13 protein-coding genes are annotated in these 15443 nt (G+C 62.1%); 6 read left to right on the top strand and 7 right to left on the bottom strand.

Annotation, left to right across the window (positions count from 1 at the left end; all coding sequences use genetic code 11):
• Nucleotides 1-30: 30 nt before the first annotated feature.
• Both MRBLMS1_RS13870 and MRBLMS1_RS13865 read right to left on the bottom strand, forming a co-directional pair.
• Nucleotides 31-1269 (bottom strand): DEAD/DEAH box helicase, encoded by a 1239-nt coding sequence (locus MRBLMS1_RS13870; protein ID WP_485879761.1) that lies wholly within the window; start codon nucleotides 1267-1269, stop codon nucleotides 31-33.
• Between the two features lie 119 nt (nucleotides 1270-1388).
• Complete coding sequence (locus MRBLMS1_RS13865; protein ID WP_485879759.1) at nucleotides 1389-3470, bottom strand: TonB-dependent receptor plug domain-containing protein; 2082 nt, start codon at nucleotides 3468-3470, stop codon at nucleotides 1389-1391.
• 374 nt (nucleotides 3471-3844) lie between these two features.
• Between MRBLMS1_RS13865 and asd the strand changes: the two genes are divergently transcribed.
• Nucleotides 3845-4693 carry an archaetidylserine decarboxylase gene (asd, locus tag MRBLMS1_RS13860; RefSeq protein WP_128139596.1) on the top strand — a complete coding sequence of 283 codons (849 nt, stop codon included), beginning with the start codon at nucleotides 3845-3847 and terminating at the stop codon, nucleotides 4691-4693.
• A 17-nt stretch (nucleotides 4694-4710) separates the two neighbouring features.
• Here the strand turns inward: asd and MRBLMS1_RS13855 are convergent, their stop codons facing one another.
• Nucleotides 4711-5616: a LysR family transcriptional regulator gene (locus MRBLMS1_RS13855; protein WP_485879757.1), complete on the bottom strand. Its 906-nt coding sequence runs from the start codon at nucleotides 5614-5616 to the stop codon at nucleotides 4711-4713.
• Nucleotides 5617-5731: 115 nt separating this feature from the next.
• Here MRBLMS1_RS13855 and MRBLMS1_RS13850 point away from each other — a divergent pair, with 115 nt between their 5' ends.
• The 3 genes from MRBLMS1_RS13850 to MRBLMS1_RS13840 all read left to right on the top strand — a co-directional run bounded on the left by MRBLMS1_RS13850 (nucleotide 5732) and on the right by MRBLMS1_RS13840 (nucleotide 8349).
• Nucleotides 5732-6331 (top strand): FMN-dependent NADH-azoreductase, encoded by a 600-nt coding sequence (locus tag MRBLMS1_RS13850; protein WP_139092782.1) that lies wholly within the window; start codon nucleotides 5732-5734, stop codon nucleotides 6329-6331.
• A gap of 75 nt (nucleotides 6332-6406) precedes the next feature.
• Complete coding sequence (locus tag MRBLMS1_RS13845; RefSeq protein ID WP_485879755.1) at nucleotides 6407-7282, top strand: pirin family protein; 876 nt, start codon at nucleotides 6407-6409, stop codon at nucleotides 7280-7282.
• Nucleotides 7283-7398: 116 nt separating this feature from the next.
• Nucleotides 7399-8349 (top strand): cation diffusion facilitator family transporter, encoded by a 951-nt coding sequence (locus tag MRBLMS1_RS13840; protein ID WP_485879753.1) that lies wholly within the window; start codon nucleotides 7399-7401, stop codon nucleotides 8347-8349.
• Nucleotides 8350-8409: 60 nt separating this feature from the next.
• On the opposite strand, the gene MRBLMS1_RS13835 is transcribed toward MRBLMS1_RS13840, so the two are convergent.
• Genes MRBLMS1_RS13835 through MRBLMS1_RS13825 form a run of 3 tightly spaced genes read right to left on the bottom strand, consistent with a single transcriptional unit; the run spans nucleotide 8410 to nucleotide 11981 of the window.
• Nucleotides 8410-10662 (bottom strand): RelA/SpoT family protein, encoded by a 2253-nt coding sequence (locus MRBLMS1_RS13835; RefSeq protein WP_034752338.1) that lies wholly within the window; start codon nucleotides 10660-10662, stop codon nucleotides 8410-8412.
• Nucleotides 10663-10701: 39 nt separating this feature from the next.
• On the bottom strand, nucleotides 10702-11052 hold the full coding sequence (locus MRBLMS1_RS13830) for a RidA family protein (protein ID WP_034752339.1): 351 nt from the start codon (nucleotides 11050-11052) through the stop codon (nucleotides 10702-10704).
• Nucleotides 11053-11099: 47 nt separating this feature from the next.
• Complete coding sequence (locus tag MRBLMS1_RS13825) at nucleotides 11100-11981, bottom strand: alpha/beta fold hydrolase (protein ID WP_219328396.1); 882 nt, start codon at nucleotides 11979-11981, stop codon at nucleotides 11100-11102.
• 248 nt (nucleotides 11982-12229) lie between these two features.
• Between MRBLMS1_RS13825 and MRBLMS1_RS13820 the strand changes: the two genes are divergently transcribed.
• Complete coding sequence (locus MRBLMS1_RS13820; RefSeq protein WP_252866964.1) at nucleotides 12230-13567, top strand: dicarboxylate/amino acid:cation symporter; 1338 nt, start codon at nucleotides 12230-12232, stop codon at nucleotides 13565-13567.
• Nucleotides 13568-13800: 233 nt separating this feature from the next.
• A complete protein-coding gene (locus MRBLMS1_RS13815; RefSeq protein WP_485879750.1) occupies nucleotides 13801-14214 on the top strand; it encodes a DoxX family protein in 414 nt (137 codons plus the stop codon).
• Between the two features lie 9 nt (nucleotides 14215-14223).
• Here the strand turns inward: MRBLMS1_RS13815 and MRBLMS1_RS13810 are convergent, their stop codons facing one another.
• The gene (locus tag MRBLMS1_RS13810) at nucleotides 14224-15435 is read right to left on the bottom strand and encodes a phospholipase effector Tle1 domain-containing protein (protein WP_485879748.1); all 1212 of its coding nucleotides are present in this window, start codon (nucleotides 15433-15435) and stop codon (nucleotides 14224-14226) included.
• Between the last annotated feature and the right edge of the window lie 8 nt (nucleotides 15436-15443).

The raw sequence follows: 15443 nt of genomic DNA, 5'->3' as shown, positions 1-15443 counted from the left end.
CGCTTTGCCTTGTCAGCTTAACTGCGCCGATTATTTGTAGAAGCGCCTTTTCTTGGCTCGCTCCGCCGCTTTTGGCGCCAGCACTTTCACGGCCTTTTTCTGGATCGTGCCGCCGGCGGACGTGCCCGGCACGCGGTGTTCGGCCTCGAAACCGGGTTCCTCATTGCGTTTCAAGGTTTGCCGCGTCAGCGCTTCGACGGCCGACAGCAATTCCACCTCGTCGGCGCAAACGAGCGAGATCGCTTCGCCCGAGGCGCCCGCGCGGCCCGTGCGGCCGATGCGGTGGATATAGTCTTCCGCCACGGTGGGCAAGTCAAAATTGACGACGACGGGCAATTGGTCGATATCGAGGCCGCGGGCAGCCACGTCGGTAGCCACCAGCACCTGCACTTCGGCGGATTTGAAACGGGCCAGCGCGCGCAGGCGGTTCGGCTGCGTCTTGTCGCCGTGAATCGAATCGGCGCGCACGCCCTGCTCCAGCAAAGTGTTCACCAGCAGCTCGACACCCTTGCGCGTCTTGACGAAGACCAGGACCTGGCCCCAGCGCTTTTTCTTCAGCAAGTGCAAAAACAGTTCCGGCTTGCGTTTCTTGTCGCACACGACCACCGATTGCTTCACGGCCTTGACCGTGCTGTTGCGCGCGCTGACCTCGACCGAGACGGGATCCTTCAGCATGGTTTTCGCCATGGCGCGGATGGCGTCCGAGAAGGTGGCCGAGAACAGCAGGGTCTGGCGCTGCTTGGGCATGGTCATCAGCAATATATCGAGCTCGCGCTCGAAGCCCAGGTCTAGCATGCGATCGGCCTCGTCCAGCACCAGGGTTTGCACTTGCTCGAACTTGACGGCGCCCTGCGTCTGCAAGTCCAGCAAGCGGCCCGGCGTGGCCACCAGCACGTCGAGGCCCTTGCGCAGTTTGCTGATCTGCGGCTCGATGGGCACGCCGCCATACGCGACAAAGCTGCGCAGCGGCAAATTGCCGCCATAGCTGCGGAAGCTGGCATAGACTTGCTCGGCCAGTTCGCGCGTGGGCACGAGCACCAGCACGCGCACGCACTGTGGCGCCACCACGCCTTCCAGGGTCAGGCGCTGCAGCAGCGGCACGGCGAAACCGGCCGTCTTGCCCGTACCCGTCTGGGCGGCGGCCATCAGGTCGCGCCCGGCCAGCACGGCAGGAATCGCTTGCGCCTGCACGGGCGTGGGCTTGGCATAGCCGAGCTCGTCAAGTTTGCGGACCAGGGGATCGATCAGGCCGAGGGAGGAAAACGTCATGGGGAAAGCAATCTTGGCAAAGTAAAAGGTGGCGCGCACGGACGGGCCGTGCGCGCGATTGCCGAGATTATAGGCCAGCGGGGATGCCGGCCGGGGTTTTCAGTATAGAAACAGCGCGCTCAGAACTTCATTTCCAGGGTCGCGCGCGCCTGCGGCGAACTCGGCGAAATGCTGTTGCGCGCTATCGTGCCGCTGGCGTCCGCATACGTGGTGGTGCTTTCGAAGTCTTGCGCCAGCAAGTTCGACACGGCCAGACGCAGCTGGTTCTTTGCATCGAATTTCCACAGCGCATATATGTCGACGTCGCGCCGCGGCGAGGTGTAGGCGCTCTGGCGCTCGGTGATGCGCACGGGGCCGCCATTGCGGAAGTTGAAGCTGCCCCCCGTCGTCAGCACGCCGTCCGGCGTCTTGTAATCGAGACCGAAGTTGCCGCTGACGGGCGTTTGCTGGTCGAGCCGGTTGTTCGGTCCCGGCACCTGGTCCACCTGCGACCAGTTGCGGCTGATACTGGCGCGCAAGTCGATGGCTGGCACGGGCGCGGCCATCACGGCACGCAGCGGGAACTTCGCTTCCAGTTCCAATGTCTGAGTATTGGCGCGGCCATCGTTGACGGGCGTCGATACCCAGCGGTCATTGATGAATAGCAATCCCTGGCGCGTATAGCCATCGATACGGCGGGCCGAGGCGCGCGCGCTGAGCAATGCGCCTTCCGCCCAGTAGTGCTCATACGAGGCGTCGATGCCCAGCGCCAGCTCCGGTTTCAGGTAGGGATTGCCTTCGCGGTCAGGGTCCGTCTGGCTATTGTTGGTCGAGGTATTGCGGCGCGGTATCAGGCTCGCCGTGGGCTGCGCCTTGTAGGTGCGCGTCAGGGCCAGACGTAGCTGGTCGCCCTTGGTATCGGGCAGCTTCCACAGGGTTTGCAGCAGCGGGCTCCACACGCTGGTGCGCTGGTTCACTTCGTCATAGGTATCACCCGCGCTGCGCGTATCGATGCCTTCCCAGCGTACGCCTGCATACATGGACCAGCGCGGCGTGATTTCCCAGTCATCCTGCACAAACAGGGCCAGGCGCTTGATGGTGGCGTCGAAACCTTCGTCGCTGTTGATGGGCGGAAGCGCGCCCAAGGCAGCCAGCGCCGCTTCACGCTGCCGGCGCGTTTCGTCGCGCTCCGTGTAGGCGCCATCCCAGCCCATCGACAAGGCATGGCCGGGCAGCAAAGGCGACGAATATTTGCCCGTCGAACTGACGCCGTTTTCCGTCGCCTTCACGCCCACCTTGCGCTCAAGCGACAGGCCGCTGCCGTCGATAAAGCCTTGCTGCAGGCTGTCGGACGTATTGCGGGCAGCCGAGGCGCCTATTTTCAGTTCCAGTCTGGCGCCGCCAGCCAGCTTGTGCATCCATGTCAGGTCGCTGCGGCCGAAGGCGTTGTGGTTGCTCGAGCTGCCGGTATTGGTGTCGTAGTCGGGGCGCACGCCCTGCTCCGTTTCGGCGCGGCTGAAATTGCGGTGATTCGAGCGCCCGCCATTGAAAAAGAATTGCGCCGTCACATTGTCGCCGTTGGCCAGCACCCAGTTCAGGCGCGGCGACAGATTGATGCCTTCCGGACGGCCGTCGCCCGTGCCATTCGTGCGGCGCAACAGGTTTTGCCGGCCATCGGGCGCGTAGCCCAGTTCCAGTCCGGGATTGTCGTAATGGTAGTCGTAGCGGAACAGCGAGCCGGCCATCGAATACGAAAAATTGCCGTCGCGGTCGGACAGTTGCACGTTGACGCTGGGCGAGAAGCTCACGTCGCTGCCCTGCACGCCCAGCTTGAGCTCGCGCTGCGCCGTCTTCACGGCTTTCTTGAGCACCACATTGATGGTGCCGGCGATCGATTGCGTGCTGTATTCGGCGCTGGCCGCATGCAGAATCTCGATGCGTTCGATCACGTCCGGCGACAGGGTGTCGAGCGAGAACCCGGCCGGCGCCCGCTCGCCATTGAGCAGTATCTGCGTGTAGCCGCTGCCCAGCCCCCGCATGCGGATTTCGCCACCCGAGCGCCCGGCCGCGCCGGAGACGGTAATGCCGGGCAAGCGCTTGAGCACGTCGGTAACATTCGTGTCGCCATACTTGAGAATTTCCTCGCTGCCGACGACCATCTTGCTGGCCGTATCGTCGCGGCGCGGATCATAGCCGCTGCCCTTGACTTCGACGGTTTGCATGGGCTTTTCAGTCTTCAGCGGTGCGGCGGTGACAGCAGCGTCGGCTGGCGCTTCGGCTTGCTGGGCCTGGGCATTCCAGGCAAGTAAAACGGCGGAACAAAGAACGGTAAGGCGGAGGCAACGGCGTGGCATCATGACCTGGCTGAAAAAGTTGGCTGAATAAAAATGGCTAAAAGCTAAAAAACAGGCCGCTGTATTGTGCTGCAATTTTTTCCGAGCGGCGCAGTTTCCTGAAAATATTTCTTACAGCAAATTAAATTCGGCGGCGGAATGCGATACGCACCCTTGCATACGGCGCATATCATTGCGCGCCACATCGCCGCTATAATGCGTTTTCACCATTGTTCCCATCATCCCGTCAAAGGCTTCCCATCGTGTCTGACCGTCTTGCCGTCCTGCCTCAATATCTGCTTCCAAAAGGAGCGTTGACCAACTTTGCCGGCCGGATCGCCGGCGCCAAAGGCGGCGCCATGACCACGCGTTTGATCCGCTGGTTCGTCGGCCGCTACAACGTCAACATGGATGAGGCGCTGGACCCGGACATCACGCACTACACGAGCTTCAACGACTTTTTCACACGCGCGCTGCGCCCCGGTGCCCGTCCGCTGGCCCAGGCCGACTACATCTGCCCCGTCGATGGCCGCATCAGCCAGTTCGGCATCATCGACAAGGATCAGATCTTCCAGGCCAAGGGCCACAACTTCAGCACCACGGCCCTGGTCGGCGGCGATGCGGCCCTGGCGGCCCAGTTCGAACACGGCAGTTTCGCCAATCTGTACCTGAGCCCGCGCGACTACCACCGCATCCACATGCCGTGCGACGGCCGTCTGACGCGCATGATCTATGTGCCCGGTGAATTGTTTTCCGTCAACCCGACGACGGCGCGCGGCATTCCCGGTCTGTTCGCCCGCAACGAGCGCGTCGTCTGCGTGTTCGACACGGCCAACGGCCCCTTCGTCATGACCCTGGTCGGCGCCACCATCGTCGGCAGCATGGCCACCGTCTGGCACGGCGTGGTCAACCCGCCCCGCACGGGCCAGGTGCGCGACTGGAGCTATGCGAACGACAATGTCGTGCTGAAACAGGGCGAAGAACTGGGCCGCTTCCTGCTCGGCTCCACCGTCGTCATGCTGTTCCCGAAAGACACCGTGCAATTCAACGCCAGCTGGCAACCGGCCGGCCCCGTGCAGCTGGGCGAAGTCATGGGCAACCTGCCCAAGTAAGACATCCGGACGCGCGCCTATACGGGTGCGTCCGTGCGATACATCTCCTCCATCAGATCGAGAAACGCGCGCGTCTTGGCCGGCATCAAACGCCGGCCGGGAAACACGGCCCAGCCCGTGACCAGCGGAAAACTCCACTCCGGCAGCACGCGCACCAATTCCCCCGTCGCCACATAGGCCTTGGCAAAGCGGTCCGTGCTGGCCGCGATGCCCACGCCCGTGCACGCCATGCGCACCAGCAACTCCGGCGAATTGGCCAGCAGGCGCACGGGCAGATCGCGCTCCCACGTGGTCTTGCCGCGGATCAAAGTCCAATGCACGAGGCCATGCACGGCACGCGGCAAGCTCAGTAAATCATGACCGTACAGATCGTCGGGGTGCTCGGGCAAGCCGTGCACGCTCGTGTATTGCGGCGAGGCATACAGTGCCAGGGTGCTGAAGGCCACGCGGCGCGCGGACAGGCTGGCGTCGTCGGGCAAGTTGCCCATGCGGATGGCCAGGTCGAAATTTTCTTCCAGCAAATCCACGCGGCGCGCCGACAAGTCCAGCTCCAGCGAAATGGCCGGATAGCGGCGCACGAACTCGGCCAGCACCTGGCGCATCAAGGTGTCGCCAAAGTCGGCCGGCATGGAAATGCGCAGCAAGCCGCTGGGCCCGGCCTGGCGGTGCTGCGCCAGGGCGCCGGCCGCCTCCGTTTCTTCCACCACCTTGCGCGCATGCTCGAGCAGGCTGGCGCCAAACTCCGTCAGCGCCAGCTTGCGCGTCGTGCGCAGCAGCAATCGTTCGCCCAACTTCGATTCCAGCAGCGAGATGCGCCGCGACAGGGTCGATTTGGGCAAGTCCACGCGCACGGCGGCACGACTGAAACTGCCGCATTCGACGACTCTGGCGAACAGCAGCAAATCTCCGGGATCGATATCCATAAAACCTCATTGTTCCATTGGTGGATTAATGTTATCCATTTTAACGGCTTCCGCATCATTTTTGGAATTGCTATAGTTCATCCATCGCAAGACACCTCACAACGGAGAAAACAAGATGAACATCCTGCAAATCAATTCCAGCGCCCGCAGCACCGGTTCCGCCTCGACCCGCCTGGCTGACGCCATCGTCACCCGCGTACAAGCGGCCAACCCTGGCGCCGCCCTCGTCCGCCGCGACCTGGCTGCCGCACCGCACCCCGTGCTCGACGAGCCGACCCTGCAAGCGCTGTTCACGCCAGCCGACAAGCGCACGCCGGAGCAAGCGGCCCGCATCGCCCTGGACGACGCGCTGATTGCGCAAGTGCAAGCAGCTGACGTGATCGTCATCGGCGCGCCGATGTACAACTTCGGCATCACCGTGCAACTGAAAAGCTGGTTCGATGCGATTGCCCGCGCCAACGTCACCTTCAAGTACACGGAAAACGGCCCTGTTGGCCTGCTGAGCGGCAAGAAAGTCTATGTGGGCCTGTCCCGCGGCGGCTTGCACCGCGACAGCGCCAACGATAGCCAGGTGCCTTATCTGAACACCATGTTCGGTTTCCTGGGCATGACCGACGTGCAATACGTGTATTCGGAAGGCATGGGCATGGGTCCGGAAGCCGTGGCCAAGGCGCAAGCCCAGGCGGACGCCGAGATCAACGCCATCCTGGTGTAATAGCTGACTGCCGCAACAAGGGGTCAGACGGGGACGCCGAGTTCCGGCGGGTCTGACCCCAAACAGGAGAACACAATGAGCGACATCACCACCGTCAACAAGCCACGCACCGTCGAGCGCGTGATCGCCGGCCAGGCCGTCATGGATGGCGCCGGCGTGAAGATCAACCGCGTGCTGACGCAGCAGCTGCAGCGCCGTCTCGACCCGTTTTTGATGCTCGACAATTTCGCCAGCGACAAGCCGAACGACTACATCGCCGGCTTCCCCGAGCATCCGCACCGCGGCTTTGAAACGGTCTCGTACATGATCACGGGGCGCATGCGCCACAAGGACAGCGCGGGCAACGAAGGCTTGCTGACGTCGGGCGGCGTGCAATGGATGACGGCCGGCAGCGGCGTGATCCACTCGGAAATGCCGGAGCAGGAGGAAGGCGTGATGGAAGGTTTTCAGCTGTGGCTGAACCTGCCAGCGCGCGACAAGATGCGCACGCCGTGGTACCGCGATTTCACGAGCAGTGAAATCCCCCGCTACACGACGGACGCAGGTGTCGCCGTGCAAGTGATCGCCGGCGAGAGCCATGGCGTGACGGGCGCCGTGCAGCGCGAGCTGACGGAACCGGTGTACCTCGATATCGACTTGCCGGCCGGCGCCAGCTTCGAGCAGCCGCTGCCGCCAGGGCATAACGCTTTCATCTACACGTTCCGTGGCGAAGTGCAGGTCGACGGCAAGGCCGTGCCCGCCCTGCGCATGGCCATCTTCGCCAACACGCCAGGCAGCGACGGCGTGCGCATCGAGGCGCCCGCAGGCGGACGCGTGATCCTTGTCGCCGGCCAGCCCTTGAACGAGCCGATCGCGCAATATGGCCCGTTCGTCATGAATACCCAGGCGGAAGTGTTCCAGGCCGTGCAGGATTTCCGCGAAGGAAAGTTTGGCGAGACGGCGGCACAGTAAAATTATTTGCTCCAGGTAAAACCTGCAGTGCCTCGCGGCCTGCAGGTTTTTTTCGTGCCGACTATTTTGTTGCTTTTCAATTACACTGACGGCAAGTTCATTCAACAAAGCATTCCATGCAGCCGACGCACACCGAACACGACGCCACCCATTTGCACGCCCACCTGAAAGGCGACGCCAAGCACACCCACTCGTTCGAGGGGCGCAGCCAGAGCATCCTCGCGTGGGCGCTGGGGCTGACCCTGTCGTTTGCCGGCATCGAGGTCATCGCCGGTTTCCTGTCCAATTCGCTGGCCCTGATTTCCGATGCGGGCCACATGGTCACGGACGCGGCCGCGCTGGGCCTGGCCCTGCTGGCGCAGCTGATCGCGCGACGCCCTCCCTCGCCGCGCCACTCGTTCGGCTTTGGCCGCGCCGAGGCGCTGGCCGCCTTCGTCAACGGCCTGGCCATGCTGTGCGTGGTCGGCTGGATCTGCTATGAAGCCGTACTGCGCTTTTCCGCCCCGCAAACCGTGCAAGGCGGCATGGTCTTCATCGTCGCCTTCATCGGCCTGGCGATCAACCTGGTGGTGGCGTGGGTCTTGTCGAAAGACAAGCAAAGTGTGAACACGCGCGCCGCCCTCGTGCACGTGATGGGCGACTTGCTCGGCTCAGTCGCCGCCATCGTCGCCGGCGCCGTGATTTACTTCACGGGCTGGATGCAGATCGACCCATTGCTGTCCGTGCTGGTGTCCCTGCTGATCCTGAAATCCACGTTCGGGGTATTGAAGGAGTCCTATCACTTCCTGATGGAAGGCGTGCCCGTGCACATCGACTACATCCAGGTGGGTGCGGACGTGGAACAGGTGGACGGCGTGATTGCCGTGCACGACCTGCATGTGTGGGACATGTCGCCAGGCCAACCGGCCCTGATCGGCCACGTGGAAATCGAACACCTCGACCATTGGCCAAAGGTATTGCGGGCGATCAAGAAGATGTTACTGAGTAAGCATGGGATAGACCACATCACTCTGCAGCCGGAGACGGCGGCGATGGCGGGGTTACATGCGGGTGACAAGACCCACTAGCAAGGACTGGGGTCGTACCCTCAGGGTACGACCCCAGCATCTGTCCTTGGAGTGCAAAGACTAGCTACGCCGAGCCTCAAGCACGCCACTGACATCCTTGATCACATTCAGCGCCTTCAACAGCTGCGCCGTCGAGCTGATCTCGGCCGTAAAGGTCATGCGGGCCTGGCCCTTGGCGCTTTGGGTGTTGACGCCGATGACGTTGATCTTTTCGCGCGAGAAGATTTCGGAGATGTCGCGCAGCAAGCCCTGGCGGTCGCCGGCGAGAATGAAGATGTCGACCGGATACACGGTGTCGTGCCCGCCCGTGCTGCCCCATTCCGTGAAGATCACGCGCTCGGGCGACTTGGCGCGCATTTCCTCGAAATTCTTGCACGTGGCGCGGTGGATCGAGACGCCCTTGCCGCGCGTGACGAAACCGACGATGCTGTCCGGCGGTGCCGGCTTGCAGCACTTGGCCAGCACGGTCATCAAGCCTTCCGTGCCCACCACCAGCACGCCGGATTTGGCGCCCTGCTCCACGCTGGAAGCGCGGCTTTTACCGACCAGCACGGCGTCTTCCGGCACCACCACTTCGCCATTGTCGTGCAGCGCCTGCTCCACGTGGCGCAGGCTGAATTCATCCTTGCCCACCGACAGGAACAGCTCGTCGACTTTCGCAAAGCCCAGCTTTTGCGCCAGCGCCTCAAGGTTGACGGCCGTCTTGCCTTCGCGCTGCAGGGATTTCTCCACCAGCGCGCGGCCGTGGGCCAGGGTTTCCTGCATGTCGATCGCGTGGAACCAGGCGCGGATCTTCGAGCGCGTGCGCGTGCTGACGGCGTAGCCGGCGCTGAGCCAGTCGCGCGACGGCCCGGCCGTGCCCGGCGCGCCCTTGGCCGTGATGATTTCGCAGGTCTGGCCGTTTTTCAGCTGGGTATTCAAGGGCACCATGATGCCGTCGACCTTGGCGCCGCGGCAGCGGTGGCCCACGTCCGTGTGCAGGTGGTAGGCAAAATCGACGGGCGTGGCGCCCACAGGCAACTCCAGCACGCGCGCTTGCGGCGTCATGACGAAGATGCGGTCGTCCAGGGTGGCGGATTTCAACTTTTCCACCCACTCGCGCTGGATTTCTTCCTGGCCCACGACGGCGTCGGCCACTTCCGTTTTCCAGGCCAGCAACTGGCGCAGCCAGGCGATCTTTTCGTCGTATTTTTGGCCGGCAAAGTTCGAGCCGCCCTCTTCCTTGTAGCGCCAGTGCGCGGCCACGCCGTATTCGGCAAAGCTGTGCATTTCATTCGTGCGGATTTGCACTTCCAGCGGACGGCCATCCTCGGCCGTCACCACCGTGTGCAGCGACTGGTAACCGTTGGGTTTCGGCCGCGAAATGTAATCGTCGAATTCTTTCGGGATGGGGGTCCAGATATTGTGGACCACGCCCAGCACCGTGTAGCAGGTTTTCACGTCGGCAACGATGACGCGGAAGGCACGCACGTCATACAGGGCCGTAAAATCGAGCTCCTTGCCGCGCATCTTGTTCCAGATGCTGTAAATGTGTTTCGGGCGGCCAAATACTTCCGCCTGGATACCGGCCGAAGCCAGTTCCGTCTGCAGGCGCAAAATTGCCGAGGACACGAAGCCCTCGCGCATCATGCGCTTTTCTTCCAGCATCTTGGCGATGCGTTTATACGCTTCCGGTTCGATGAAGCGGAACGACAAGTCTTCCAGTTCCCACTTCAGCTGCCAGATACCGAGGCGGTTGGCCAGCGGCGCGTACAGATCCAGAGTTTCCTTGCCGTACTCACACGTCATTTCGTTGAACAGCTTCAAGTCGGCAAAGTAACGCAAGGTCGTCACGCAGGCGGCCAGGCGCACCAGCACGACACGCATGTCGGAAGCCATCGCCAGCAACATCTTGCGCAGGGTTTCCACCTGGGCCACGGCTTGCTGCGCCGCATTCTTGCCGCGCCCGCCAGCGCTGCCGTGCTGCGCCTGGGTCAGCGCGCGCAAGCGGATCAGCTGGCGCACGCCTGTTGCCAGGTCGCACACCTGCTTGCCGAAGCGCGGTTCGATGTCGGCCGCCGTATCGGGTTCCAGCAAGGTCAGCTCGAACATCAGGCCGGCGATGCGCGTTTCCGCATCGCTGCGCAGGAAAGCCAGGGTGGTGGCCACGCCGATGGCGAACTCCAGCGCGGAGCGGCCGGCAAAGGTCTGCTTGTCGCCATATGCTTCGGTGGCATACGCGAGCGCGTCCAGCACGCGCGCGCAGTCCGGCGCACTCAAGCCCTCTACCAGTTGTTCCGATGTGGCGCTATTCGGGGCCGAGATGGAAACCATGTATTACCTTTAAACTTGATGACTGAACAACTTGAAAACTTAACGTTCTGCAGCGATGACGACGATTTCAACCAGGCATGCCGGATTGGCCAGTTTCGCTTCCACCGTGGCGCGCGGCGGCGTGTGGCCGGAGGCGACCCAGTCGTCCCACACTTCATTCATGCCGGGGAAATCCTTCATGTCGGCGATGTAGATCTGGCACGACAGGATGCAAGTCTTGTCGCTGCCCGCTTCCATCAGCAAACGGTCGACGTGGCCCAGCACTTCGCGCGTCTGGCCGACGATGCCTTGCGTGGTGTCTTCCGCGATCTGGCCAGCCAGGTAGATGGTGTTGTTGTGTATCGCTACTTCGGAGAGGCGTTTGCCTACGTGCAGTCGTGTAATTTCCATGCTTCTTCTTTCGGTTGTTTCAAAATCTGTACAGCGTATTACTTGTGTTACTTGCCCAGCAAAAACTTGCGGGCGATGGCGATCTGGTCGTCGTGGACGAAAGTGGGCGCATGGCCCACGCCGGCGATTTCCACCAGTTCCGCCTTCGGACCCCGACCGAGCATGCGCGTGGCCGTTTCGTGCGACAGCAAATCGGATTCCGAGCCGCGCACCAGCAGAGTCGGGCAGCGCACGGCATCATACGCGGCCCACAGCATGGCTTCGTCGCTGGCCGCCGATTCCGGCGTAGCCGAGCGGAACGGCATGGCCAGTCCCATATCATAGTGGCGGCGCCAGTGGCCATCCTTATCTTGCCGCAACACATCCACCGCCAGTTTATGCCATTCCGCGTCCGTGTGCGGACCGAAGCTGGCGGACACGTCGCGCACGAACTTGGCGCCCTGCTCGAAGGTCTCGAAACGCAAGTCCTGGCCGATGTAATCGCCGATGCGCTGCAAGGCTTCGGGCGCCAGGGTCGGGCCGATATCGTTCAGGACCAGCTTGCTGATCGGGCTGTGCGGCAACGATGCCAGGCCCAGGCCGATCAAGCCGCCCATCGACGTGCCGAACCAGTCCACCGTCTGGCGTTCACCGTTGGCCAGCACGCGCGCCAGCAGGGTCACCATGTCGCTCACATATTGCGGCACGCGGTAGAACTGGGGATTGGCCAGCCAGCCCGAGCGCCCGCGTCCCACCACGTCGGGGCAGATCACGCGGTAATCACTGGCCATGGCGCGCGCCAGGTTATCGAAGTCGTCCGCCACGCGCGTCACGCCGTGGGCGCAGACGAGCACGTTCGGATTATCGGCAGCGCCCCACTCCTTGTACGACATGGTATGCAAGCCTGCGGGGGAGATGCACTGCACGGATTTGATGCTCGCTTCGATCATGCGATTCCTTATAACACCGGAGCTACGGTTTTGTCCGGCGTCGTTATTTGGTAGTAAAAAATAAAGAAACCGGCGATTTGCCGGTTGCCTTGCGCGCGACGCTACGGCAGTGTAGCGCAGCGCGGGCAATGCTCCAAGCGCGCGCCTGAAATGCTGCGTCGCAGCACGCCCGCCATGGCGCAATACCCGATATAGCGAAAATGCATATCTGCGGTTATCCACAATTGAGCCGGCCTGGCAATGCGCGGATGATCGCAGCATCAACCCGCAAGAGGAGACCACTCGTGAAAAAACCATTCTATAAAATCCTGTACGTACAGGTGCTGTTCGCCATCGTGGCCGGCGTGCTGCTGGGGGTGTTCTACCCTTCCAACGCCGTCGACATGAAACCGCTGGGCGACGGCTTTATCAAACTGATCAAGATGATCATCGCCCCGGTGATCTTCTGCACCGTGGTCTCCGGCATCGCAGGCATGCAGGACGTCAAGAAAATCGGCCGAGTGGGCGGCAAGGCGCTGCTGTACTTTGAAGTGGTCTCCACCTTCGCGCTGGCCATCGGCTTGCTGGTTGCTAATATCCTCAAACCGGGCGCCGGCTTCAACGCCGATCCGGCCCACCTGGACGCCAAGTCGATCGCGCAATACACGCATGCGGAAGGCATGTCGACCATCGACTTCGTGATGAACATCATCCCGAAAACCTTCGTCGACGCTTTCGCCAAGGGCGACATCCTGCAAGTGCTGCTGATCGCCATCCTGTTCGGCTTTTCGCTGTCCCTGCTGGGCGAGCGCGGCCGTCCGGTCACCAAGCTGATCGACGAACTGTCGCATGCCATCTTTGGCATGGTCAACATCATCATGAAAGTCGCTCCCATCGGCGCGTTCGGCGCGATGGCCTTTACCATCGGCAAATACGGCCTGGCTTCGCTGATTCCGCTGGCCAAGCTGATGGGTTCGTTCTACCTGACCTGCTTCCTGTTCGTCTTCATCGTGCTGGGCCTGATCGCCAAGTACACGGGCTTCTCGATCGGCCGCTTCCTGTTGTACATCAAGGAAGAACTGCTGATCGTGCTCGGTACCAGCTCGTCGGAATCGGCCCTGCCGGCCCTGATGAAAAAACTCGAGCGCCTGGGCTGCTCCAAGCCAGTCGTCGGCCTGGTCGTGCCGACCGGCTATTCGTTCAACCTGGACGGTACCAATATCTACATGACCATGGCCGCCCTGTTCGTGGCGCAAGCGACCAACACGGAACTGACCATCTGGCAGGAACTGACCATCCTGGGCGTGGCGATGCTGACGTCGAAAGGCGCGTCCGGCATCACTGGCGCCGGCTTCATCACCCTGGCCGCGACCCTGGCCGTGGTGCCGACGATCCCCGTGGCCGGCATGGCGCTGATCCTGGGCATCGACCGCTTCATGAGCGAATGCCGCGCGCTGACGAATTTTGTGGGCAACGGCGTGGCAACCATCGTCGTGTCGAAATGGGAAAAAGAACTGGACATGGACAAGCTGCATAGCGAGCTGGCCCACCCCACCCACCCGACCGAAGAAGCGTATGTCGCGCCAGCCGTGAATATCGTCAAGTAAGCCGTACTCTCCATTGCAAAGCCCCGCAGAGCGATCTGCGGGGCTTTTTCGTTGTGCGCGCGCTTCTCGCATCATCAACACACAGTAAATCATGCATCAATATTTAGCACGATGATCAATGAATGAAAAACTATTACAGTACTGTCACCTGTTCGCCGTCAAGCTCCCGCATAATGACATTGCGTTAATGCAAGCCTGACACCGAACCATCTTCACTTTTGAATGGAGCACGCATGTCCCTCTCGCCCGCCTTTTACGCCACCTGGAGCCCACGCCTGCTGGGCGTGCTGCGCATCATCCTCGGCTTTCTCTTCCTACAACACGGCACGGCCAAGCTGTTCGGCGCGCCGCACGTGGCCATGTTCGATGGCTTGCAACTGTTTTCCGTGATGGGCGCGGCCGGCGTCATCGAGCTGGTCGGCGGCACCTTGCTGCTGGTGGGCCTCTTCACGCGCCCCGTCGCCTTCATCCTGTCGGGCCAGATGGCGGCCGCCTATTTCATGGCGCACGCGCCAGCCGGATTCCTGCCGATCCTGAACGGCGGCGAAATGGCCGTGATGTATTGCTTCACCTTCCTCTACTTCGCGGCAGCGGGCGCCGGCGCCTACAGCCTGGACGGGCTGCGCGGCAAGGCTGGCGCCGCATAAGCGGCTGGGCTAGCGCGAGCATTCCAAAGGATAGGGCCGTTGCTCGATCACACCCTGCATGCGCAACGGCGCGCTGCCAGCAACGGTCCTGACTTGCAGGGCCGGAGCCTGCATGGCGCCCTCGGGCAATATCCTGTCCTCGCAATGGCTGAACAAATTGGCTGGCCGGTCGCCGATTGACCAATGTGCCAGGCCCAGCGGATCACCAGCCAGCTGCACCGGCGGGAGCGCATAGTCCTGCGCCAGGCCCGCCATTACCCACGCCAGCGACAGGTCGGACAAGGCCCGTGAATCGGCGTAACCACCACCGATATCGGCGTGCGATCCGGGAAACCAGAGTTCGCTAACGCTCGTGTAGTCCGCATTAATAGGCGGACACAACAAGATAGGATGGAAGCGGCTGCGCTTTTCATCGCGCGACACAGCGTGCAGGATGCGGCGGATCGGCGGATACGAATCGGACTTGTAGCGGTCGCCGTCCCTGCCGTCACTCATTTCCTTGCACGCACCGAAGTCCTTGAACAGCGAACCGGGCACGGTATCCCACAGCCCGAGAAATTGAATTTCCACCGGCACCACGGTTACCTTTAAACGTTCACGCAGCTCTTTACCGGCGATCGGTTCCTGTCCCGGCCGCCACGCCTTCCACGTATCCACATAGGCGTCATCATTTTTGTGCTTGACCAATTCCAGGATGGCGTTATCACGCCGAAGCCGCTGTTGAATATCGTCTTCCGACTTGGCCGGCACGCCCGCGTAGGCGATCAGGCCAGCCAGTGCGCGGGCTTGGTGGGCGCCACGGCTGAAGCCCAAAATATAGAGCTTGTCACCGGGGCGAAATGCCTGCGCGATGAAGTCATAGCCGCGCAGGATGCGCGGCTCCATGCCAAGGCCGAGACTGGCCCCCAGCACGGGACTTTCGACGCTGCCCACACCTTCGATATAGATGGCGCTGGTCTGCGCATCGCCAGCATTGAGCACCGCATCAAAGACCCTGCGTACATTGGTCCCGGAGGCGCTATCATTGCGCGTTCCATCCAGAAAGACAAAAATGTTTTTTGCCACGGCGGGATCGCCCGTAAACATTTTTTCCGTCACCACTGGGTCGACGTGCTCGCCGCCGGCGGCAGCGCAGGCGGACAGCAACGCCGCCAAGCCCGCCGTCAACACACTCCCTACCATGCGCCTCAATAGAGGCGATGCGTACCAGTTTGCCTTCATGACCGCTC

The organism is Massilia sp. LMS1-1-1.1 (assembly GCF_040815535.1).
Lineage (GTDB): Bacteria > Pseudomonadota > Gammaproteobacteria > Burkholderiales > Burkholderiaceae_D > Janthinobacterium > Janthinobacterium aestuarii.
The sequence above is the reverse complement of the archived record's forward strand: the minus strand, read 5'-3'. Positions and strand labels throughout refer to the sequence as shown.

What these genes read in the sequence shown, in the direction of transcription:
- MRBLMS1_RS13870 (WP_485879761.1), bottom strand. Translation starts at nt 1,269, where the DNA reads ATGACGTTTTCCTCCCTCGGCCTGATCGATCCCCTGGTCCGCAAACTT.
- MRBLMS1_RS13865 (WP_485879759.1), bottom strand. Translation starts at nt 3,470, where the DNA reads ATGCAAACCGTCGAAGTCAAGGGCAGCGGCTATGATCCGCGCCGCGAC.
- MRBLMS1_RS13855 (WP_485879757.1), bottom strand. Translation starts at nt 5,616, where the DNA reads ATGGATATCGATCCCGGAGATTTGCTGCTGTTCGCCAGAGTCGTCGAA.
- MRBLMS1_RS13850 (WP_139092782.1), top strand. Translation starts at nt 5,732, where the DNA reads ATGAACATCCTGCAAATCAATTCCAGCGCCCGCAGCACCGGTTCCGCC.
- MRBLMS1_RS13845 (WP_485879755.1), top strand. Translation starts at nt 6,407, where the DNA reads ATGAGCGACATCACCACCGTCAACAAGCCACGCACCGTCGAGCGCGTG.
- MRBLMS1_RS13840 (WP_485879753.1), top strand. Translation starts at nt 7,399, where the DNA reads ATGCAGCCGACGCACACCGAACACGACGCCACCCATTTGCACGCCCAC.
- MRBLMS1_RS13835 (WP_034752338.1), bottom strand. Translation starts at nt 10,662, where the DNA reads ATGGTTTCCATCTCGGCCCCGAATAGCGCCACATCGGAACAACTGGTA.
- MRBLMS1_RS13830 (WP_034752339.1), bottom strand. Translation starts at nt 11,052, where the DNA reads ATGGAAATTACACGACTGCACGTAGGCAAACGCCTCTCCGAAGTAGCG.
- MRBLMS1_RS13825 (WP_219328396.1), bottom strand. Translation starts at nt 11,981, where the DNA reads ATGATCGAAGCGAGCATCAAATCCGTGCAGTGCATCTCCCCCGCAGGC.
- MRBLMS1_RS13820 (WP_252866964.1), top strand. Translation starts at nt 12,230, where the DNA reads ATGATCGCAGCATCAACCCGCAAGAGGAGACCACTCGTGAAAAAACCA.
- MRBLMS1_RS13815 (WP_485879750.1), top strand. Translation starts at nt 13,801, where the DNA reads ATGTCCCTCTCGCCCGCCTTTTACGCCACCTGGAGCCCACGCCTGCTG.
- MRBLMS1_RS13810 (WP_485879748.1), bottom strand. Translation starts at nt 15,435, where the DNA reads ATGAAGGCAAACTGGTACGCATCGCCTCTATTGAGGCGCATGGTAGGG.